This window comes from Olsenella sp. kh2p3, from assembly GCA_900119625.1.
In the GTDB taxonomy this organism is placed as follows: domain Bacteria; phylum Actinomycetota; class Coriobacteriia; order Coriobacteriales; family Atopobiaceae; genus Tractidigestivibacter.
Genome location: FPKD01000004.1, coordinates 93,595 through 113,303 on the forward strand (window position 1 = coordinate 93,595; position 19,709 = coordinate 113,303).

General features: G+C 63.5%; 17 protein-coding genes. 11 read left to right on the forward strand and 6 right to left on the reverse strand.

Translation table 11 applies throughout. From position 1 onward, the window contains the following. The first annotated feature begins 155 nt into the window (after positions 1–155). From BT122_RS06340 to BT122_RS06355, 4 genes are all read left to right on the forward strand, one after another. Positions 156–725: a DUF2798 domain-containing protein gene (locus BT122_RS06340; RefSeq protein WP_072355134.1), complete on the forward strand. Its 570-nt coding sequence runs from the start codon at positions 156–158 to the stop codon at positions 723–725. Between the two features lie 133 nt (positions 726–858). Beyond that, entirely contained in the window at positions 859–1,992 is a 1,134-nt protein-coding gene (locus BT122_RS06345; RefSeq protein WP_072355135.1) for an SGNH/GDSL hydrolase family protein, read from the forward strand. Between the two features lie 174 nt (positions 1,993–2,166). After that, positions 2,167–3,372 carry an MFS transporter gene (locus tag BT122_RS06350; protein WP_072355136.1) on the forward strand — a complete coding sequence of 402 codons (1,206 nt, stop codon included), beginning with the start codon at positions 2,167–2,169 and terminating at the stop codon, positions 3,370–3,372. 100 nt (positions 3,373–3,472) lie between these two features. Further along, positions 3,473–3,844, forward strand: coding sequence for a VOC family protein (locus BT122_RS06355; protein ID WP_072355137.1), 372 nt, complete (start codon positions 3,473–3,475; stop codon positions 3,842–3,844). Positions 3,845–4,328: 484 nt separating this feature from the next. Here the strand turns inward: BT122_RS06355 and BT122_RS06360 are convergent, their stop codons facing one another. Continuing rightward, complete coding sequence (locus BT122_RS06360) at positions 4,329–5,579, reverse strand: SPFH domain-containing protein (protein WP_072355138.1); 1,251 nt, start codon at positions 5,577–5,579, stop codon at positions 4,329–4,331. A 201-nt stretch (positions 5,580–5,780) separates the two neighbouring features. On the opposite strand from BT122_RS06360, the gene BT122_RS06365 reads away from it, so the two are divergent. The 5 genes from BT122_RS06365 (at position 5,781) to BT122_RS06385 (ending at position 11,570) form a co-directional block, all read left to right on the forward strand. Next, positions 5,781–7,613, forward strand: a complete 1,833-nt coding sequence (locus tag BT122_RS06365) for a hypothetical protein (protein ID WP_072355139.1) — start codon at positions 5,781–5,783, stop codon at positions 7,611–7,613. Then, complete coding sequence (locus tag BT122_RS06370; RefSeq protein ID WP_072355140.1) at positions 7,610–9,121, forward strand: sensor histidine kinase; 1,512 nt, start codon at positions 7,610–7,612, stop codon at positions 9,119–9,121. Before BT122_RS06365 ends, BT122_RS06370 begins: the two co-directional genes overlap by 4 nt. Beyond that, positions 9,118–9,732: a response regulator transcription factor gene (locus BT122_RS06375; RefSeq protein ID WP_072355141.1), complete on the forward strand. Its 615-nt coding sequence runs from the start codon at positions 9,118–9,120 to the stop codon at positions 9,730–9,732. Before BT122_RS06370 ends, BT122_RS06375 begins: the two co-directional genes overlap by 4 nt. A gap of 165 nt (positions 9,733–9,897) precedes the next feature. Further along, entirely contained in the window at positions 9,898–10,632 is a 735-nt protein-coding gene (locus BT122_RS06380; protein WP_072355200.1) for a DUF4428 domain-containing protein, read from the forward strand. A gap of 56 nt (positions 10,633–10,688) precedes the next feature. Continuing rightward, the gene (locus tag BT122_RS06385) at positions 10,689–11,570 is read left to right on the forward strand and encodes a hypothetical protein (protein WP_143189993.1); all 882 of its coding nucleotides are present in this window, start codon (positions 10,689–10,691) and stop codon (positions 11,568–11,570) included. Between the two features lie 679 nt (positions 11,571–12,249). Here the strand turns inward: BT122_RS06385 and BT122_RS06390 are convergent. Together BT122_RS06390 and BT122_RS06395 are read right to left on the reverse strand one after the other, a co-directional pair. Further along, positions 12,250–12,954: a DNA alkylation repair protein gene (locus tag BT122_RS06390; protein WP_072355143.1), complete on the reverse strand. Its 705-nt coding sequence runs from the start codon at positions 12,952–12,954 to the stop codon at positions 12,250–12,252. Positions 12,955–12,981: 27 nt separating this feature from the next. Continuing rightward, a complete protein-coding gene (locus tag BT122_RS06395) occupies positions 12,982–13,227 on the reverse strand; it encodes a hypothetical protein (RefSeq protein ID WP_072355144.1) in 246 nt (81 codons plus the stop codon). 172 nt (positions 13,228–13,399) lie between these two features. Here BT122_RS06395 and BT122_RS06400 point away from each other — a divergent pair, with 172 nt between their 5' ends. Then, positions 13,400–14,599 carry a Fic family protein gene (locus BT122_RS06400; RefSeq protein WP_072355145.1) on the forward strand — a complete coding sequence of 400 codons (1,200 nt, stop codon included), beginning with the start codon at positions 13,400–13,402 and terminating at the stop codon, positions 14,597–14,599. Between the two features lie 108 nt (positions 14,600–14,707). Beyond that, a complete protein-coding gene (locus tag BT122_RS06405; protein ID WP_072355146.1) occupies positions 14,708–16,321 on the forward strand; it encodes a peptide chain release factor 3 in 1,614 nt (537 codons plus the stop codon). Positions 16,322–16,379: 58 nt separating this feature from the next. Here BT122_RS06405 and BT122_RS06410 read toward each other — a convergent pair whose 3' ends face one another. The 3 genes from BT122_RS06410 to BT122_RS06420 are packed head-to-tail and all read right to left on the reverse strand — an operon-like array spanning position 16,380 to position 19,686. Beyond that, positions 16,380–17,567: an ABC transporter permease gene (locus tag BT122_RS06410; RefSeq protein ID WP_083432355.1), complete on the reverse strand. Its 1,188-nt coding sequence runs from the start codon at positions 17,565–17,567 to the stop codon at positions 16,380–16,382. Continuing rightward, entirely contained in the window at positions 17,554–18,723 is a 1,170-nt protein-coding gene (locus BT122_RS06415) for an ABC transporter permease (RefSeq protein WP_072355147.1), read from the reverse strand. The genes BT122_RS06410 and BT122_RS06415 overlap by 14 nt, the downstream gene beginning before the upstream one ends. A 9-nt stretch (positions 18,724–18,732) precedes the next feature. Continuing rightward, positions 18,733–19,686, reverse strand: a complete 954-nt coding sequence (locus BT122_RS06420; RefSeq protein WP_072355148.1) for an ABC transporter ATP-binding protein — start codon at positions 19,684–19,686, stop codon at positions 18,733–18,735. Positions 19,687–19,709: the final 23 nt, after the last annotated feature.

Genomic DNA, 19,709 nt, shown 5'->3' on the forward strand with positions numbered 1-19,709 from the left:
GGTGGATGTCCGGCCCTTTCCTGCACGGCAATATCCTACCGCCCGGAGGGTTCGGCCACATCATCGCAGGGATGTGCTATCCACCCGAAGTGACGAAGAGTCCTTTTTTTGTGTGCCGCGAACCCCAGGGCAAGCGCGGCGGAGAGGAGCAAGGCATGCCTAAGAACAAGGCACAGGGAGTCATCTTTGGGATTCTCATGTCCATCACCATGGCCTACGGGATGGAGGTCTACAACGTGGCCTGGAAGATGGGCATCCCCACCATGCCTGGCGGCTTCTCCAACATGACCAACGACGTGTTCCTTGGCGCTCTGGTCGAGGCCTCGTACATGTGGCTCTTCGTGTTCTTGTTCTCGAACCTCTGGGGCACGCGCGGCGGCGCGGCGCTGGCGGCACGCCTCACCGACTCTAAGCGCGACAGCACCTTTATCCGGGGCACCATTCGCTCGTGCTGCACCGTCCTCATCATGTGCCCCACGATGAGCCTCGTTGCGAGCGTCCTCTTCAACGTGATTCTTGCGGGCATGCCCGTGGCGCAGCTCCCCGCCATCTGGGTGGGTACGCTCATCAAGAACTTCCCCATGGCGCTCCTGTGGAACCTCTTTGCGGCGGGTCCCATCTCGCGTCTGGTGTTTGCCAAGTGCTTCTCGCACGTGGGGGAGTCCAAGGCCGAGAAGAACGCGGACGCAGCGTCGCTGCAAGCCGAGTCTGGCAGCGAGATGTAGCCTTCCGACGACGCCCGCGAAGGGCGTCGCTTTTTGGCTACGGGTACGTACCGTGTGATTTCTCGCACCTCCCTTGAGCGTGGGTATCCTTCTAGTAGTCAGGAGAAGATTCGCGCAAAGGGGAGGTGCGCTTGTGAGAAGACTTGGCGTTATTGTTGCCACGGCTGCGCTGGTGACGTCGCTTGCCGGTTGTGGGCAGTCCTCTGCGAGCGATGACTCCCAGACGGATACGGGCGAGGAGGGCGCCCAGCAGGCCGAGGAGGACTTCTCGTATCCAGACGATTTCGACTGGCGCTTCTACCCCGGCACCAGCGATGATGACACACGCGAGATTGTCTGCTGGGGCGACAGCATGACCCAGGGAGTGGGTGCCGACGACGATACGGACGCGCTTGTCTCGCTTGCGGACGGCGAGCTGTACGACACCAGCTACCAGTCGTATCCCCAGGTGCTCTCGCAGCTCACGGGGCTCGATACATACAACTTTGGCGTTGCCGGTGCAACATCGGAGGAGATAGCCGTCATGCAGGGTGCCCTTCCGTGGGTGACGCTCGACATTGACAACGCGGACGCCTCTGTTGACCCTGATGGCGAGGACGAAGACGACGATGCCGAGTCGGATGAGGACGCGGAGGCGGAGTCGGACGCGGAGGCGGAGTCGGACGAGGGGGCGGAGGCGGACGCGGGATCGGACGCGGTCGAGCAGCCCATCAGCCACATAGACCCCGAGGTCGTAGACGAGGGCACACAGCACACGGGCGACATCCTCGTGCTCGAGATAGGCAGCAACGGCGGCTGGGGTGGCGACTACCAGGTCCTCATCGACCAGTACCGCGCGATGATTGACCGTTCCGGCTGCGAGGACTACCTCATCTTGGGCGACACCGATGACCCCGGCACCTCCGTTGGCGACACAAGCCAGGAGCCCTTTACGGAGGACTACGCGCCGCGCGAGACCAGCTGGGAGACGGCGCTTCGCGAGGCCTTTGGCGACCACTTCATTAACATGCGCGTCTTTCTCATCAAGCACGGGCTTGAGATCTCGGGCCTTACGCCCACCGAAGAGGACGTGGCAGACGCGCGCTTGGGCTGTATATCGAAGCAACTGCGCTCGGACTGGACGCACCTCAACGCGCGCGGGTACTTTGCCAAGGCAGTCGCCGTCTACCAGCGCGGAATCAAACTCGGGTACTGGTCTCCCGGCGCGGGGAGCATTGACGTCCCCAAGCCGCAACGCTCCCACGGGCAGGCCGAGGGGCAAGGCTAACGCTGGCGTTCCCGTCCGAGTCCGCACTTCTCGGCTATACTGCACTACGTCAATGAGCTGCCGCACGGCGTAAGTCCAATTGATGGCTACGCCGTCCAGCCGTGACGTATCCGCGCGCTGCGAACGATCGATTCCTGCTGGACGGTCACTTCAACCCGTCTAGGAGGGATCTTTTTGACAGAAGCAACATCTGCTGCCACCAAGGGCAAGGGCGAGCCCAAGCTGTGGACGCGCGAGCTGGTTCTAATCATCCTGGTGAACCTGTGCGTCTTCACAAACCACATCATGAGCCTTTCTACCTTCCCGTTCTACATACAGAGCCTTGGAGGCACCGAGGCCGTGGCGGGCATCTGCGCTGCGGCGTTCTCGTTTGTTGCCGTGATCATCAGGCCATTCGTGGGCTGGTGGCTCGACAACGGCGTTCGAAGGGCGGCGCTCATTGCGGGCCTTGTCCTCATGGGCCTTGCGCCTCTGGGCTACGTGTTTGTTCCCGTGCTCTCTGTGGCGATTGCCGTTCGCATGCTGCATGGCGTTGGCCTGTCGTTCTCCAACTCAACCACGGCCACCGTGGCGTCAGACGTCATCTGCCGCCCGCGCTTTGCCGAGGGCATGGGCTATTTTGGCATGGCGACGGCGCTTGCCTCGGCCATCGCGCCGGCGCTGGGCCTCTCGCTCATGGAGGGTTTTGGCTTCAACGCGCTGTACGCTGTGGCCGCCGCTATCGCCGGCCTGGGCCTGGTTCTCTTTGCCTTTGTGCGTGCGCCCAAGGTTGACGTGCCCAAGAAGAAGCTCGACCTGCGCACCATCATCAACCGCGACTCGCTGCCCGCTACGGTGACCATGCTCGTCTTCATGTTCACCTTTGGTGCACTTGAGAACTTCGTGGCAATCTTTGCGGCCGAGAGCTCGCTGCCCTCGGGATCCATCTACTTCCTCGTGATGTCCGGGATGCTGCTTCTGGTGCGCATCACCCTGGGCAAGCTTGTTGACCAGCGCGGCGAGGCCTTCTTCGTCTACTCGTGCAACGCGGCCATGCTCGTTGCGTTCCTGCTGCTGGCGTTTGTCCCCAACGCCGTGACCTATATCCTCTCGGCGGTGCTTGCCGGCTACGCCTTTGGCGGTCTCGAGCCGTCGCTGCAGTCGATGGCGGTGCACACCTCGACCGAAGAGACGCGCGGCTCGGCCAACTCGACCTTCCTCTGCGGCTACGACATTGGCTACGGCCTGGGCGGAGGCATTGCAGGCTCGCTCATCACGGGGCTGGGCTACTCGGCCATGTGGTCGATTGTTTCTCTCGCCTGCGTGCTGAGCGTGATTGTCTACGTGACGTGGGCGCGCCATTCCGACACGTCGTTCAGCAAGATGCTCGCCAAGCGGTAGTGGCCGCGCGGCGTTTGTCGCTGGTATCCTGAGATTCGGGCACGCAACACGAGCGGACGCGGGCAGGTGCTCGCGTCCGCGTTTTTCTAAGGAGGTCACCATGAATGCAAAGTTCGTCCATCGCTGCACGCATGTTCTGGACAAGGAGAAGACCATTGCGTTCTACGAGAAGGCGCTTGGCTTCCACGTGGTGAGGGAGTCCGGCCCGGACGACGGCTCCTGGACAAACACGTTCATGGAGAACGACGCTTCGCCGTTCCAGCTGGAGCTCACGTGGAACCGCGGTCGCACCGAGCCCTACGCCAACGGCGGCGATGACACGCACATTGCCTTCGTGGTAGACGACTACGACGCGTACCATCGCCTTCACGAGGAGATGGGCTGCATCGTGTTCGAGAACCACGCGATGGGGCTCTACTTCATCGCCGACCCCGAGGGCCAGTGGATTGAGATTATCCCGGCGAAGGGGTAGGGGCAGCGCCGGCGCCGACTGGCGTTGGTCGGCGACGCCGGAGGGTTCGTTTTTGCAGCAAGTGCGTACGAAGTTGCCGCTCCGGCGTCAATTTGGCGCCGGAGGGCACGTTATCGCAGCCGCGGCGTACGAAATCCTCGCTCCGGCGTCACCTCCGCCCCTTCCTCGCGGAGAATAGCTCCTTTTCTTAATCCGCACCCACGTTTGCGCAGTTGGTGTGGCTTGCGATTAAGAAAAGGAGCTAAACTCCGTCGGACCTGGGGTCGAGAGGGACGCGCGAGGCGGCAGGCACCCAAAGGCGCGGAGGGCCCGCGCTTCTCGTCGCAGGAGGGCTACATTTGGCGCGCCCTGCAACATTTCGGCCTCTCCGGCGACTTATTGTCTCCGGAGAGGCCACTTTGATGCGATTTGCAACACATGAGGCCCTCCGGCGACGCGCTCTCGCCGGAGGGCACATTCTTGCGGCAATCGTCCCGAGAGTCGCCTACGGGCGCGGACTTCCGCAGTTGCTGCAGAAGCGTCCCGTGTTCTGTGCTCCGCACGAGCAGGTCCACGGTCCGTCTGCCGGCTGAGGCCTTGGACTTCCGCAGTTTCCGCAGAAGCGCCCGGTGTTCTGTGCCCCGCACGAGCAGGTCCAGGTGCCGGGCGCTGCGGTTGGCGCCGAGGCTGCTGCCGGCGCCCCGCCGCCCGTGGCCGGCGTCGCCCCGCCTCCGGCACCCATGCCGTAGAGTCCCTGCATGTTCATGCCGCCGCCCATGGCGTTGGCCATCCCCATGCCCATGAACCCCATCGCCGCGCCGGTGCTGTTGGACGCCGCCATGCGCATAGCGTCCGCCTGCGATGCCGCCAGGGTTGCCGCCGCCATCGTGGGATCGCGCATTACTGCGGCCTTCTGAAGCTCCTTGATCATTGCCTCGTCCTCGGGAGAGGCAACAATGGAGTTCACGCCAAACGCCGCCACCTCGATGCCGCGCATCTGCCCCCAGGACTCGGAGAGCTCCTCGTTGAGTGCCTGAGCCAGCTCCTTCGTGTGCGCGGGCACCGCCGAGTAGCGCACACCCATGGCCGAGATGCGCGCAAACGCCGGCTGCAGCGCGGTGAGCAGTTCGCTTTTGAGCTGCGAGTCGATTTTGTCGCGCGTGTAGGGCTGCTCGACGTTGCCGGACACGTTCTTGTAGAACATGAGCGGGTCGACTATTCGGTAGGAGTACTCGCCGTTGCAGCGCACGGAGATGTCCACGTCCAGCCCGATGTTGTTGTCCACCACGCGGAAGGGCACCGGAGCGGCTGTCCCGTACTTGTTGCCCACAATCTCCTTGGCGTTGAAGAAGTAGACGCGCTGGTCCTTGCCCGTGTCACCGCCAAACGAGAAGCGCGTGCCCACGCGCTCGAACGACGCCCGTATCCTCTCGCCGAGCGAGCTACCCTCGCCAAAGAAGAGGCTTGGCTCCGTTGAGCTGTCGAACACAAACTCGCCGGGCTCGCCGCACGCCTCGACCACTGCGCCCTGCTCCACGATGATCATGTACTGGCCCTCGTTCACGGCGATGACGGATCCGTTCGAGATGATGTTGTCCTCGCCGCGCGTGTTCGACGAGCGTCCCTGCGCCGAAACCCTCTTGCGTCCCTTGACCACGAGGGTATTCGCGTCAAGCGAGTCGCAGTAGAAGTATTCGCGCCAGGAGTCGGCGAGAACCCCGCCCACGGCACCCATTCCAGCTCTCAGAAGTCCCATGGTTCACGCTCCTTCGTCGTTATTTCCGTTGGGCACGGTCGCCCTCACCATCAGGGTGATTCGCATGCCCCGATGGCGGAATTACCGAACGTCCCAAAACGCCTGCCGAACGTTGGCCACGCGACCCAAAGCGCGGTATCTGGCGCGACTAAAATGGGGTTATGGGCCGCCATTGAGGCGCGAGTGGGAGGGGGCACCCGCGTGAGCAGGTCTGATGACACGTTTGCGCGAAAGGTTATCGCCGGCGCATGCGCCGGAGGGGTTCTCCTGTGCCTGGCCCTCCTCGCCATGCAGGTGTTTGGCAGCATGCCCTCGCCCAAGCCGGGCAGCACCATGCTCTTGCGCTGGTCTCCCTTCCGACCGCCGGATTCCTACAGCGTGGGGCCATCTGCCACCTCGGGATTCATGATTCTCATGGCTCCGGCAGCAGCGCTCTGGGGCTTCTCTGTCCACATGCGGTGCTCGGACGCGCAGATTCGCCACTGCCTCAAGGGCGTGGCGCTGCTCGTTGGCCTATGGATGCTCGACGTGCTCATCAAGTATCGGTGTCCCATCAATAGCCCTCAGCTCATTGCTTTTCTCTGGTACCTCTACTACGTGCCCATGACATTCATTCCGTTGCTCTGCCTGCTGTGCGCTCTGCGCGCGGCGGCGCTGGATGCCAAGCCCTGGGCTGTATTCCTGAGACGGGTTGCCTGGGCAGCAAGCGCCGCAATCATTGCCTCGGTGCTCACCAACGGCATGCACCTGCAGGTCTTCTCTGTTGACATCTCGAGGTCAGACTGGCAGGAGGCCTACGTCTACAACTGGGGCTACTGGCTTGCGGTGGCGGTCTATGCTGCGGAGTACCTAGGCTTCTTTGCTCTTCTCTTTGCCGCGTCGCGTCGGCGGCTGCACGGCGTCATCGCACTTCTCGTCATGACGGCAGTTCCCTTTGTTGCCTACTGCCTCATGTACGCGCTGCGCAACGAGCTTGCCATCAAGACGAACTTCTCCCTCAACTACTCCCTCATAGTGGTGATGCTTCTGGAGCTTGCGCTAGATCTTGGCCTCCTGCCGTCGTACTCGTGGTATGGCGAGGCCTTCTCGCGCCTTCCCCTCGACCTCAAAGTCGTCGACCGAGACGGCTCGGTTGCCTTTGCCACCAATTCAGCCGGTCCGGTGCCTGCTCCCGTCTTCGACCTCACGTTACGAGTCGCCCAGTCACGGACGCATGACAGGGTCACGAGGTTCAGGACCTCCGCCATCCCGCATACGCTCTTCAAGGTCTACGGGGTGAGTGGCGGGGCGGCTCTTCTCGCCGAGGACGTGACTCTCTTGGACGAGCAGCGCCGTGTTCTCACCGAAAGTCAGGAGCGCCTGCGGAGAAGCAACGAGGTCCTTCGGCACGAGAGCGGCGTCCGTCGCGAGCTGTGGCGCCTCGAGAGCGAGGAACGCCTGCTCAGCAGTATTGAAGGGTCCATCTCGGACAAGGTGAGCCACATGCGTGAGCTTCTCGCTGCGCTGCCAAAGGGGAGCGAGGCGGGTGAGCGTGCGCAAAGGCGGGACATGCTCACCGAGGTCAAGCTCCTCGTGGCCTATTGCAAGCGCAAGGGCGCCCTGGTCCTCTCCGAGAGGAGCGATCCCGAGTTCGACCGCGACCGCCTGCAGCTCGTCTTTAACGAGACGGCATCTGACCTGCGCTCCATTGGCGTTGACTGTGCGGCAGTGGTGAACTTGGATGGCGAGCTTCCCTCCGCGGTGGTGAGCGTGCTCTACGACTGCCTGTACGACGTGGCCTCCGTTGCGCTCTTTGCTGTCGACCCGATCCTCATGCTCTTTGTGAGCGGTGACGAGAGGCACGTTGAGATGCGCGCGGCGCTGGACGTGGCACAGATGGACGCGGCGCGTCTGGAGGCCGCAGCGGCGAGTCTGCGAGAAGACCTCAAGGGTTCCCGCGGCACTCTCTCCCTTGAGCTGTCCCCAACCTCGCTCAACGCAGCGATTCGCATGCCTGTGGGAGCTGCCACGCGTGGAGGAGGCGGGGACAAGTGAACCATCTCTTCTCGATGAGGGCCTCGACGCTCATGGTTATCTGTGGGCTCTCCTACCTTCTTGCCGCTGGCCAGACGATTCACGCGTGCTATGGCTCGGTGCGACATGATGGCAGATTTCGTTGGCTTCGCGTCTGGTATGAGGTCATGCTCGCCATCCACCTGCTCTTTGTCTGCGCTGTGTCGAATTCAGCGCTGGAGAACCAAGGGGCAATCCTCCTGTGGCTGCATCCCGTGCACCTTGGAGTGGAGTCGCTGCTCTGGGCAAACGCCCTTACCGCCGTGCTGGGAGGCGTGTGCGCCATTCACCTGCGTCGTCCCTGGATGGCGGCGGAGGTGGCGCTTCTCGTCTGCTGTACACCGCCGGTCATCGCGGCAATGGGGGAGGGCTCCTCGCTGCTCCTGATCGCAGACGTCTCGTTCTTCGCGGCGCGCGTCTTTTCATCGCTGGCACTTGACGTTCGCGACAGCAAGACCTCGGTCTCGCGTCTCTCGCTCGTAGATGCCCTGGACGCCCTGCCCGAGGGCGTGATGTGGGTAAGCGAGCGTGGCGAGGTTCTCTTCATGAACGACGCCATGCGTGGGAGTCTCACGTCGTTGGGTCTTGCGACGGACCTTGCGGACGCCCGTGGACTGTGGGGGCGGCTTGAGTCCCATGCCAGGGAGGTGGACCATGACCGTCTGATCATTGAGACTGACTCTCAGACGGCCCGCCTCTTTGTGCGCGATACGGTGGTGCTGCGAAAGCGTCGCTGCAGACGCATCATGGCGCTTGACGTGACCGAGGAGGTGGCGATCAACGCGCGTTTGGAGAGCGTCAACCGGCTCCTGGAGGCGGCGAACGAGGAGCTGCGCGCGTCGATGCAGCAGGTCCGCAAGGTGGCCGAGGCCGAGGCAATCATGCGCATGAAGGCGCGCGTGCACGACACCATCGGCTCGCGCCTCTCGATACTCCATCGCTTCCTGGAGGACGACCGCGACGACCCGCGGACGCTTAAGCAGGTCACGGGGCTTCTCAACAGCATCGTAGATGACCTTGCCGAGACGGACCTGCCTGCCGCAAGTGCTGGCCTGGAGTCCATCTGCAGCGCCTTCTCGCTTGTTGGCGTGGAGGTTCGGGTGGTGGGCGAGCTTCCGTCGGACGAGACGGTGGCCCGTGCGTTTGCGGAGATAGTCCTCGAGGCGGTGACCAACGCCGCGAAGCACGCTCAGGCGCGCCGCGTGGACGTGCGGATTTGCCGAGGTCCCGGTGGCGCGGCGTCGATGTCCGTGACCAACGACGGCTGTGTGCCAGAGGAAATAGTCGAGGGCACGGGCATTCCCGGCATGCGGCGGATTGCTGAGGCCGTGGGCGCCTCGTTTGACGTGAGCGCTGGGCCACCCTTCTCCGTCGAGGTTGTGCTGCCGGCGAGCGGAGAGGGCGCGGTATCAGAGGTGCTTGCCGGTGCGTTCGGCTCAGAGGACCAGGCATTCACCCCAGAAGCCCAGGATGAGAGGGGGCACGCATGATTCGCATCGTTCTTGTAGAGGACCAGGCAATGCTTCGGGACTCACTTGCCTGCACCATCAACGCGCAGCAGGATATGGAGGTTGTGGCGTCTCTCGCCAATGCCGCGGATGCCCTGGAGGCAACGCGACGCACCGGCGCCACCTGCGCGCTTCTCGACGTGTGCACCGAGAACGACTCGAGTGGCATCGTGGCGGCGCGTCTCATCAAGGAGGAGCTGCCTGACGTTCGGGTGGTGGTGATGACGGGCCTTCCCGAAATCACGTTTGTCGAGCGGGCGCGCGAGGCGGGCGTGGACAGCTTTGTCTACAAGAACGTAGGGACAAGCGAGCTTCTTGGCATCATTCGCTCGACGATGGAGGGCTACTCTACGTTTCCCTTGGCAAAGCGGGGCATCATCCCCGACGGCGTCGAGCTCACGCCGGTGGAGATAGACATCCTGCGCCTTGTGTGCGAGTCAAAGACGAGAAAAGAGATTGCCCAGGAACTCTACTTGAGCGAGGGAACGGTCAAGCGACACATCTCCGAGATTCTCGCCAAGACCGGCTACGACAACATCCTGCGCCTGGCAGTCCACGCCGTCTCCAACGGTCTCATCGTCCCCGGGATGTGAGACAAAGGGACAGTCCCTTTGTCTCATTTTGGACGTCGCATCATGCCCCGTGGCCTTGGATGGGCCGCGGGGCACTTCTGTGCGCTGCGGGCGAACGACACAATCTGAGGTGACGGGCGTTGGGGGACGCGGGACAACCGTGCGAGGCGGAAAGGAGCAGTGACCATGGGACTGTTCGGAAAGATGTTCGAGAAGAAGACCTGCAGCATCTGCGGCGGCGAGATTGGGCTTCTCGGCAATCGCAAACTCGAGGACGGCAACCTCTGCAAGGAGTGCGCCAAGAAGCTCTCGCCGTTCTTCAGCGACAGGCGGCGCTCTACGGTCGAGCAGATCCGCGAGCAGCTTGACTGGCGTGAGGCCAACAAGGAGCGCGTTACGGCCTTCAATGTCACGCGCACGCTGGGCTGCGACACCAAGGTGCTCCTGGATGAGGATGCGGGGCGTTTTTTGGTGACGTCGGGCTCGCGCTGGCGTGACGCGAATCCGGACGTGTTGGACTTCTCGCAGGTCACGGGCTGCGACACCGAGACGCGCGAGAGCCGCACCGAGCTTTACTGGAAGGACAAGGACGGCGAGCAGCACAGCTATGAGCCGCCCCGGTATGACGTGGACTACGACGTCTACGTGACCATCCACGTGAACGTGCCCTACTACGACTCGATTACCTTCAAGGTGAACGACTACCGGATTGAGGAGCGCAACTCGGTGGAGTTCCGCGAGGCCGAGCGGCAGGCGGGCGAGATTCGCGATGCGCTCACGCAGCTGCGCGAGGGCGAGCGCGAGAAGGTCGCGGCGGCCGCCGCGCCAAAGACGGCGCGTACCTGCCCGTTCTGCGGTGCGACGACCATTCCGGACGCCAACGGCCGCTGCGAGTACTGCGGCGGGGCCATGGGCGCATAGGAATCTGGCTTGGGGAGTTGTGGCGCACGGCGCCATTGGAGAGGAGAAGGGAAGTGGTGGAAGTGAGTATCAGGAAGAAATGGGTGGCCATGCTGGTGTCGGTGTTCGCGCTCTGCCTCGTGCTGGCGGGCTGCGCAGGCGGCGGAGACGCGGCCAAGAACTACGTTGGCGACTGGAAGCTCGTGGGCATGGAGGAGAACGGCGAGGCCACCAGCGCCGATGACATCAAGCTCATGGAGGACATGGGCCTGAGCGTCACGATGAGCGTCAAGGAGGACAAGACCTTCTCGATGAACGTAATGGGCGAGGAGATGTCTGGCACCTGGGAGGCAAAGAGCGCTTCCGAGGCCACGTTCACCGTCGAGGGGCAGAGCGTTCCCGTCACTCTCGCCAACGGCGTTCTGACCTTGGAGGAGAGCGGCACCAAGATGATGTTCGAGAAGGGGACGGTGTCTACGAGTTCGAGCGGTGCCGCTGCGACCAGTGGCGCGGCTGGTGATGGCGATACCAGCGCGATCACGGGGACCAGCACCGGGACCGCAACGGGAACGGACGCTGGGACGACGTCGGCCGGCACCAGCGAAGAGGCCGCTATTCCCATCGGGCAGACCATCGCCGATGACGACATCTGCACCATCGAGATCGTCGACAAGAAGGCCGACTGGGCGGGCGACCCCGGCTACACGGTAAAGATCACGAACAAGTCCGACAAGGCTATTACCGCCGTCTCCCAGTACGGTACGTTCTCGGTTGACGGCAAGATGGTGGACCCCGTGCTGGTCGAGACGATCCAGCCTGGGAAGTACGTCGAGAGCTTCATGTGGTTCAGCGACGATGACGTCGCGAGCCTTGACCAGCTGGTGAACGTCGAGGGCACCATCGAGGTCTACGACGACGAGACGTACGACACGCTCGGCGAGTATCCGTTTGCGATGTAGCGACAAGTACGCAGGAAGTGGCCCTCCGGCGTCGTTTTGGCGCCGGAGGGCGCGTTCTCGCAGCAATTACGTGCAAAGTCACTGTTCCGGCGTCGTTTTCTCGCCGGAGGGCGCACCTCGTGCGGAATCCCGTCGGGAACCCCCGTTGCGGCGTCGCTTTCTCGCCGGAGGGCGCGTTCTCGCAGCAGGTGCGTACGAGACCTTCGCTCCGGCGTCATTTCGACGCCGGAGCATGCGTTCTCGCAGCGATTACGTCCAAAGTCGCTGTTCCGGCGCCGCTTTCTCGCCGGAGGGCGCATCTCGTGCGGAATCCCGTCGGGAGCCTCCGTTCCGGCGTCAGCCCAGGCCTCTTCCGATACAGATTCGTACCCGAATGTGTGACCCGCGCAGGTCGATACACATTCGGAGCGCGAATGTGTATCGCTTCATTGCCGCGACGGTGTTGAATCCTCGCCGGAGGGCACGTTATCGCAGCAAGCGCATGCGAAAGCACCTTCTCCGCCGGCGATTTGGTCTCTGCCCCTCATAGGTTATCGCCATTTCTTAAACGATGGTGACGTTTGCCCAGTTGTCGCGTATCGGTTTTAAGAAATAGCGATAATCTATGCGCCATCGCCCCAGCGGGCGCCGGGCCACCGGGCGCCGGGCCAGCGGGCGCCGGGCCCGTCGGACGGCGCACCTACCCGCGCAGACGACACAGCGCATCCTTGGTCTCAGCGGGCACGCGCAGGCTCTCGATGCCCTTGCGGATTGCCATGCGCCGAAGCTGCGGGTCAAGCTCGGGCGACGCAATAGCAGCAAGTGCATCGTCCTCGTGGGGGACAAGCGCCTCGGCAAGGTACCAGGCAATCATCATGCGCACGTAGTACTCGCCGTTGTCGGCCGCAATCGCCATGCGCAGCTGCGAGGGGTCATATCCCTTACCAAGAAGGTCCCGCATGAGCATCGAGACGCCAAAGCGCCTGGTGTAGGTATGCTCGGAGCCCATCCAGCGCTGGGCGAGTGGGAGCAGCGCCTCCCGCTGCCGACCGTTCAGGGCCTTCTCGTCATGAAACGCGCGCGGGTTGAGCGCGTCGCACACGCACCAGTTGTCCACAAAGGGGAGAAGTGCGTCCAACAGGCGCACGGCCGGCTCCACCTCGCGCGTCTCGTTGAGCGCGAAGGCGTGGACCAGGTACTCCTCGTACCAGCGATGCGGCAGCTCGCCGAGAAACGCGTCGCGGTCGCCCGAGCGGGAGACCTCCCTCGCCAGCCGGCGCAGCTTGGGAACCCGCACGCCAAGCATGGTCGCGGGGTCGGCCGTCGCCACCACCCGCGCGTTGAACTCGCGGTACTGGCCGTCCTTGTCGGCAAGCTCGCGCAGCCTGTCCTCGACCCACTGCATAGATCCGCCTTCCCCGGCCAGCGTTGCCTACATGACGCAGCTCATGCCGCGATCGCCGCGGTCCGCGTCGCCGAGCACGTATTTCGTGCTCGCACGGGCCATGTTGAGCTCGGCCAGCTCAAGCTCGCCGTCGATGTAGGGCTGGTAGAACTTGTCGATGCCGCAAGCGTCCAGCGAGCAGTCCCCGCAGTCGTCGCCCCAGGCAAGCGCCTCGGCAACGATCTGGATGCGCTCCTCGCGCGTGGTGTCAGCGATTCTCGTGCTTCTCGTCATGCGTGCCTCCTTGGACTGTGACCCAGTATGACACGGTGGACGCGATGAGCGCTCCATGGTCTCAATGCATCAGGCACACCTTGCATTCGCTTCTTTTATATACTAATAACGGAAGTGAATTTAACTTCGCTTCCGTTATTTCATACTAAGAGAAGCGAATGGCGGTTTGCACATGAGCGGTTGGCCGTGCGTGACATTCGATACGGTGCCTTGGCACTTTGACCCGGACGCGCTTGAAGGCGTCTCAAAGAGCGCACGCAGGAAGATTGGCAGCACATACCAAGCTGCAGTCCCGCCCTTCATTGCGGAGCAAGAGGTGAGCCTTCCGCATGAGGTTGAGACTCGTATACAAGAAGTGCTTGTTCTTCTTGGCCGCTTTGATGGCGAGCAGCGGTCGAAGGGGTATCAGCTTCCAAACTTGCTGCTTCGCAGCGAGTCGTCGGCAAGCTCCCAGATTGAGAGTCTTACCTCGAGCGCTCGAAACGTGGCTTTTGCCGAGTTGTCTGACAGCGCTCCAGAAAACGCTCGTCTCATTGCAGGCAACATTGCTGCCATGAACAGGGCACTAGACTTGCCGGGTGGCATTACCGTGGACGGAATCCTCTCTGTTCATGAGGCTCTGATCAACCGAGGGGGGCAGACGTTTGTCGGCCAGCTTCGCCACGAGCAGGTCTGGGTTGGGGGAACCCCATATAGCCCCCATGGAGCGACTTTTGTCCCACCGGTCTCCGAACGCGTTCCTAGTCTCCTGAACGACCTGGTGGCGTTTGCGAGCCGCAGAGATGTGGGCGCGGTGGCGAAGGCGGCGATCATTCATGCGCAGCTGGAGACGATTCATCCGTTTGTTGATGGTAACGGCAGAACTGGTCGCGCCCTCATCCACAAGGTACTTCGCGACGAAGGGGTGCTCACATATGCAACGCTCCCGGTCTCTGCGGGACTTCTCCATAACATTGATGCCTATCTGGATTCAATTGCCAACTATCAGCAAGGCGACATCGCTGGGGTTGTATCCCAGCTGACGAATGCGCTGGAACTCTCCTGCCATGTAGGATACAGAGCTTCAAGAGAGCTTGATGCCGTGATGGAGGGATGGAGCGCAGCAATGACTGAGCGGCATGGTGCGAGGATACGAGAGCTGCCGTCTCTGCTGGTTCGCCAGCCGGTCGTAGACATTGCCTTTGTCGCACATGAACTCTCGATTACTTCTCGCGCTGCATCTGCGCTGGTGAATAGGGCGTGCGAGTACGGGATGCTCCGTCCCATGGGGAACAGGCGGCGTGGAGAGTATTTCCAGTCTGATGCCATACTCCATGTGCTTGACCAGATCTCAGATGTCCAGGGAATCAGGCGTATGCTTTCTGGTCTGTGAGTCCGCAGAGTGCTCGTCCGTCTCGGCATTTTGTGCAATGCCGCGCGCGTGGCCCTGCGTTAGCTACAATACGCGAGGTCAGTTGCATAGAAACAAGATGGGAAGCACATGCCTAGCATTGCGGAACAGGTGGCCTCGCGGCGCACCTTTGCCATAATCTCGCACCCGGACGCCGGCAAGACGACGCTTACCGAGAAGCTCCTGCTCTACACCGGCAGCATCCAGACGGCGGGCTCGGTTAAGGGCAAGGCCAGCGCGCGTCACGCGGTCTCGGACTGGATGGACATCGAGAAGGAGCGCGGCATCTCCGTGACCTCCTCCGTCCTGCAGTTCACCTACAACGGCTCCTGCGTGAATATCCTTGACACCCCCGGCCACCAGGACTTCTCCGAGGACACCTACCGCACGCTCATGGCTGCCGACGCGGCGGTCATGGTCATCGACGGCGCGAAGGGCGTCGAGGCCCAGACCATCAAGCTCTTCAAGGTCTGCACCCTGCGCCACATCCCCATCTTCACCTTCGTGAACAAGCTCGACCACGACACGCGTGACCCCTTCGACCTCATGGAGGAGATCGAGGACGTGCTGGGGATCGGCACCTATCCCATGACCTGGCCCATTGGCTCGGGGCGCAACTTCAAGGGCGTCTTCGACCGCAACTCTCGCCGTGTGATTGCCTTCGAGGGAGACGGCCACGCAAACGCCACCAAGAAGGTGGGCGAGATCGAGGCCGAGCTGGGCGACCCCGCGCTGGACGAGCTTATCGGCGAGGAGAACCACAAGAACCTGATGGACGACATCGAGCTGCTCGATGGCGCGGACAACGAGTTTGACCTCAATGCCGTTCGCCACGGCCGCCTGACGCCGGTGTTCTTTGGCTCGGCCCTCACCAACTTTGGCGTGGAGCCCTTCCTCAAGGACTTCCTGCGCCTGGCCCCGCCGCCGCTCTCCTACACCGACACGTTGAGCGGCGAGGCCGTGGACCCCTCGCGCGACGAGTTCTCGGGCTTTGTCTTCAAGATCCAGGCCAACATGGACCGCCGCCACCGCGACCGCATCGCCTTCGTGCGCATCTGCTCGGGGAAGTTCGAGCGCGGCATGGACGCCTACCACATGCAAGGTGACCGCACCATCAAGCTTGCAACCGGTACGGCGATGATGGCAGACGACCGCGCCACTGTGGACGAGGCGTACGCCGGCGACATCGTGGGCCTCTTCGACCCGGGCCTCTTCTCGATTGGCGACACCATCTGCGCGCCGGGCATGCGCGTGCAGTACCCGCCCATCCCCACCTTTGCGCCCGAGCACTTCGCCCGCATCACGCAGGTGGACACCCTCAAGCGCAAGCAGTTCGTGAAGGGCATGGAGGAGCTGGCGCAGGAGGGCGCGATCCAGATCTTCCGCGAGCTTGGGACGGGCCTCGAGAGCGTCATTGTGGGCGCCGTGGGCGTGCTGCAGTTTGAGGTGCTGGAGCAGCGCCTTAGGAGCGAGTATCACGTCGAGGTGAGCAGGACGTCGCTGCCGTACTCGATCATCCGCTGGATTCAGAACTCGCCCGACGAGCTGGACGTTCGCACGCTCAAACTCACGCGCGAGACCTGCCGCGTGGAGGACATGCGCGGCGGCCGGCTGCTGCTGTTCACGAGCGACTGGAACCTGGACTGGGCCATCGAGCACAACCCAGACCTGCGCCTCTCGGAGTTTGGCAACGTCACCTTCTAGCGGGGTTTTCTTCCCCGGCAATGGAATCCCGTTGCCGGGGAACTTAATCCCGCGGGCGCTAGGCCACCTGGGCGCGGGAGCGGCTGCGTCCCAGCGCCAGGCCTACCAGGACGGCGGCCACGCCGAACAGGGCGCAGATGCCCAGGTTCCCCACGAGCGGTAGCACCGTTGCGGTGCTCACCTCGCCCATGCCGGCAGCGCCTTCCACCACCAGCGTCACCCAGTACGCCGGCGTGAAGTGCGCCACGGCGAGAAGCTCGTCGGGCAGCAGCGAGAGACCCGTCCACGCCCCGCCGAGAAACGACATCACCATGCCCAGGATGTTCGCAAGCGCGTTGGCGGCGTTCTCGCTCACGCCAAGCTGCCCGGCGAGAAAGCCAACGCTTGCGGACACCAGCGCATAGACGAGAAGCGCTGCCCCCACAAGCGCCACCTGCACGGGTGAGCTCGCCAGCGCAGAGCCGCCAAGCACCGCAACCTCAAGGCCAAAGTTCCACGCCCAGGCGATAAGCGCAATCGTGACGCAGGCGCCGAGAAGCGCCAGGTTGCGCGCATGGGCGGGTTCGGGCGAGGCCAGCCTGCGGTCGCGCACGGGCTGGCGTCCTACGGAGGACATGAGCACCGCGATGCAGACCATCGCGCTCGAGAAGATGGGGTACGAGGCGAACTCCGCAGCTGCGACGATGCTCGCCGGCAGCGGTGCCGCAGCCTGCTCAATCATGCTCACCCGGGTGGAGCCCTCCCACGACGCGTCCGTGGCGGCAATCACGTCCGCCCCGCTGCCGCCCAGCGTTGCCGCCATGCCGTAGAGCCCGTCGGCGTAGCCGGTGGCCTCCACGTCCACAAGCCTGCCGGCGCCCGAGTAGTACGAGACGTACGTCTCGAGGTTGGGCGCCTCCGTGCCCTGCCGTGCCGCGTCGAGCAGCCCCTCTCCCCAGCCCGCGGGAATAACGAGCAGGTAGCTCACCTGGTCGCGCGCAACGGCATCCTGGATGGCGCGCTTCTCGTCCGCCACGTCCACCTGGTTGTTGCCGGCAAGCACGTGGCTCGCAAGCGCGGCCGAGAGCTCGGAGCCGTCGCGGTCGATGACGGCCACGTTCACGGAGGTCGGCTGGAACTCGCCTGTGGCGGCCGAGCTTGTGGAGAGTCCGATAGTCACGCCTACGAGCGAAAGCATGACCAGGTAGATGGCTATGTAGACCCGGTGGGAGAGAAAGATCTTGAGGTAGGTCCTAAAGGTGGTCATACGAGGTCCTCCTCATGCGCATGGACGCGAGGGCGAGAAAAACGAGCGCCATTATCAGCAGGGCGACGAAGCTCTCGAGAAATGCGCTGGGCGTGTCGTAGTACAGCAGCGAGTAGAAGCAGTTGGTTGTCTGCCAGAGGGGGTTTGCGTGCGCAAGTGCCGGCGCCGTGGCCTCGATAGAGTCTGCAAGCTGCTGCGAGGCAGTGCCGTAGAGGCCCGTGAAGAGCGAGAGCAGGCAGGTAATGCCGGATATCATGCCCGTCTCCATGTGCGTGACGGTTCCGCAGAGAGCACCGGCCGCACACGCCATGAGCGACGATGCCGCAAGCGCGCCAACCACCCCGGGGACGTTGTCGCCAAAGGGAACGCCCGCAACGCCCCACATGAAGAGGGTCGCCGCAAGCAGGCACGCAAGCTGGCAAAGCCACGCGCCGAGAAGCGCTCCCACGAGCATGCGCCAGCGAGGCACGGCGGCGAGCGTCTGTCGGGCGCCTAGCGGCCCCGCGGTGGGGAGAAGCCGGCGCACCGAGTCCATAGCGGCGGTGGCTCCCATGCCGGCGGCCATGGCGAGAAGCGCGTAGTAGTAGCGTGCGTCGGCGCTGGGCGGGTTCTTGGTTGCGGAGAGCTGCACCGTCTGGACGGCGTTGCCGGTAAAGGCGCTTTGGGCATCGCCCGTGGCGAGAAGCTCCGGCCGCGTGACCGCGACCTTCTCGACGGCGTTTCGCGCGTGCAGGTAGAAGTCGAGAACCTCGACGAGAAACGAGGTGGGGAGGCTGCCGTTCTCGGCGATGCCCGCGTGGGTAACGTTGAGCCGCGGCGTGCCCTCGCCGTCCACCGTGAGGTAGGCGTCAACCTCGCCCGCGTCTGCCGCGGCCTTCGCCTCCGCGGCGCTCTCGTAGTAGGTCACGTCGCAAATGTGCTGATCGGATGAGGCGTCCGAGATTGCCTGGATTGTCTCGTCCAGTCCGATGGCAGCCGTGTAGCTCTCGTCGCGTACCACGCCCAGCGTGGAGCCCACTGCGGTGTAGGCGTCTTCGATTCCCGAGAACATGCCCATGAAGATGCAGGTCATGATGATGGGGAAGGCCAGCACCCACACAAGGAGGGCCTTGTCGCGCACGAGCGAGAGCACGCTGTTCCTTAGGCTTGCGAGCATGGTTGCCCCCTAGGCCTCGTCGCGCAGGGCGCGGCCAGTGATCTCGAGGAAGACGTCGTTCAGCGTGGGCGGCTCGGAGAGCACGCGCCCGTACGAGACGCCCGCCCCCGAGAGCACGCCCAGAACGTCCGCCAGGTTGTGCGCGCCCGAGGTGCACTGCACGTGCAGCACGCTCGCGTCCATCTCGGCCGCGCGCACGTGGGGGAGTGACCGCACACGCTCGAGCGTTGCGTCGCCCATCTCGCCCACCTCCACCGAGATCTTCTCGCCTGTCCCAATCATGCCCTTGAGCTCGTCGGCGGTGCCGCTTGCCACGCTGCGCCCGTGGTCCATGATCATGATGCGCGAGCAGAGCCGCTCGACCTCCTCCATGTAGTGCGAGGTGTAGATTACCGTGGCGCCCTCGTCGTTGAGGCGCTCGATGCCCGAGAGGATGGACTCGCGACTCTGCGGGTCCACGGCCACGGTGGGCTCGTCCATGATGATGAGCTCCGGTCGGTGCGCGATGCCGCAGGCGATGTTGAGGCGCCTAAGCAGGCCGCCGGAGAGCTTCTTGGGACGGAAGCCCTCGAACTTCTGGAGACCCACAAAGTCGATGGCCGCATCCACCAGCTCGCGGCGGCGCGCACGGTCGCTCACGTAGAGCGCGCAGAAGCTGTCCACGTTCTCGCGCACGGTGAGCTCGTCGAAGACGGCGACCTCCTGCGGCACCACGCCAATGCGGCGCTTGAGCTGGTAGCTGGTGGGGCGCATGGGCTGGCCAAAGAGCTCAATCTCGCCGTGGTCGTACGAGAGGAGCTGCAGGATGCAGTTGATGGTCGTGGTCTTGCCCGAGCCGTTGGGGCCGAGAAGCCCAAACACCTCGCCAGGGACGATGTCAAGCGACAGATGGTCCACGGCCACCAGCTCCCCGTAGCGCTTGACCAGGTTGCGGATGCGAACGACCGCCTCGTTAGACGCCATGTGGGCTCCTCTCGTCTGCCTTG

Excerpts from the sequence above, each read along its gene's own strand:
- BT122_RS06405 (WP_072355146.1), top strand. The coding sequence starts at position 14,708 with ATGCCTAGCATTGCGGAACAGGTGGCCTCGCGGCGCACCTTTGCCATA.
- BT122_RS06340 (WP_072355134.1), top strand. The coding sequence starts at position 156 with ATGCCTAAGAACAAGGCACAGGGAGTCATCTTTGGGATTCTCATGTCC.
- BT122_RS06390 (WP_072355143.1), bottom strand. The coding sequence starts at position 12,954 with ATGCAGTGGGTCGAGGACAGGCTGCGCGAGCTTGCCGACAAGGACGGC.
- BT122_RS06380 (WP_072355200.1), top strand. The coding sequence starts at position 9,898 with ATGGGACTGTTCGGAAAGATGTTCGAGAAGAAGACCTGCAGCATCTGC.
- BT122_RS06360 (WP_072355138.1), bottom strand. The coding sequence starts at position 5,579 with ATGGGACTTCTGAGAGCTGGAATGGGTGCCGTGGGCGGGGTTCTCGCC.
- BT122_RS06395 (WP_072355144.1), bottom strand. The coding sequence starts at position 13,227 with ATGACGAGAAGCACGAGAATCGCTGACACCACGCGCGAGGAGCGCATC.
- BT122_RS06415 (WP_072355147.1), bottom strand. The coding sequence starts at position 18,723 with ATGCTCGCAAGCCTAAGGAACAGCGTGCTCTCGCTCGTGCGCGACAAG.
- BT122_RS06375 (WP_072355141.1), top strand. The coding sequence starts at position 9,118 with ATGATTCGCATCGTTCTTGTAGAGGACCAGGCAATGCTTCGGGACTCA.
- BT122_RS06410 (WP_083432355.1), bottom strand. The coding sequence starts at position 17,567 with ATGACCACCTTTAGGACCTACCTCAAGATCTTTCTCTCCCACCGGGTC.
- BT122_RS06420 (WP_072355148.1), bottom strand. The coding sequence starts at position 19,686 with ATGGCGTCTAACGAGGCGGTCGTTCGCATCCGCAACCTGGTCAAGCGC.
- BT122_RS06355 (WP_072355137.1), top strand. The coding sequence starts at position 3,473 with ATGAATGCAAAGTTCGTCCATCGCTGCACGCATGTTCTGGACAAGGAG.
- BT122_RS06400 (WP_072355145.1), top strand. The coding sequence starts at position 13,400 with ATGAGCGGTTGGCCGTGCGTGACATTCGATACGGTGCCTTGGCACTTT.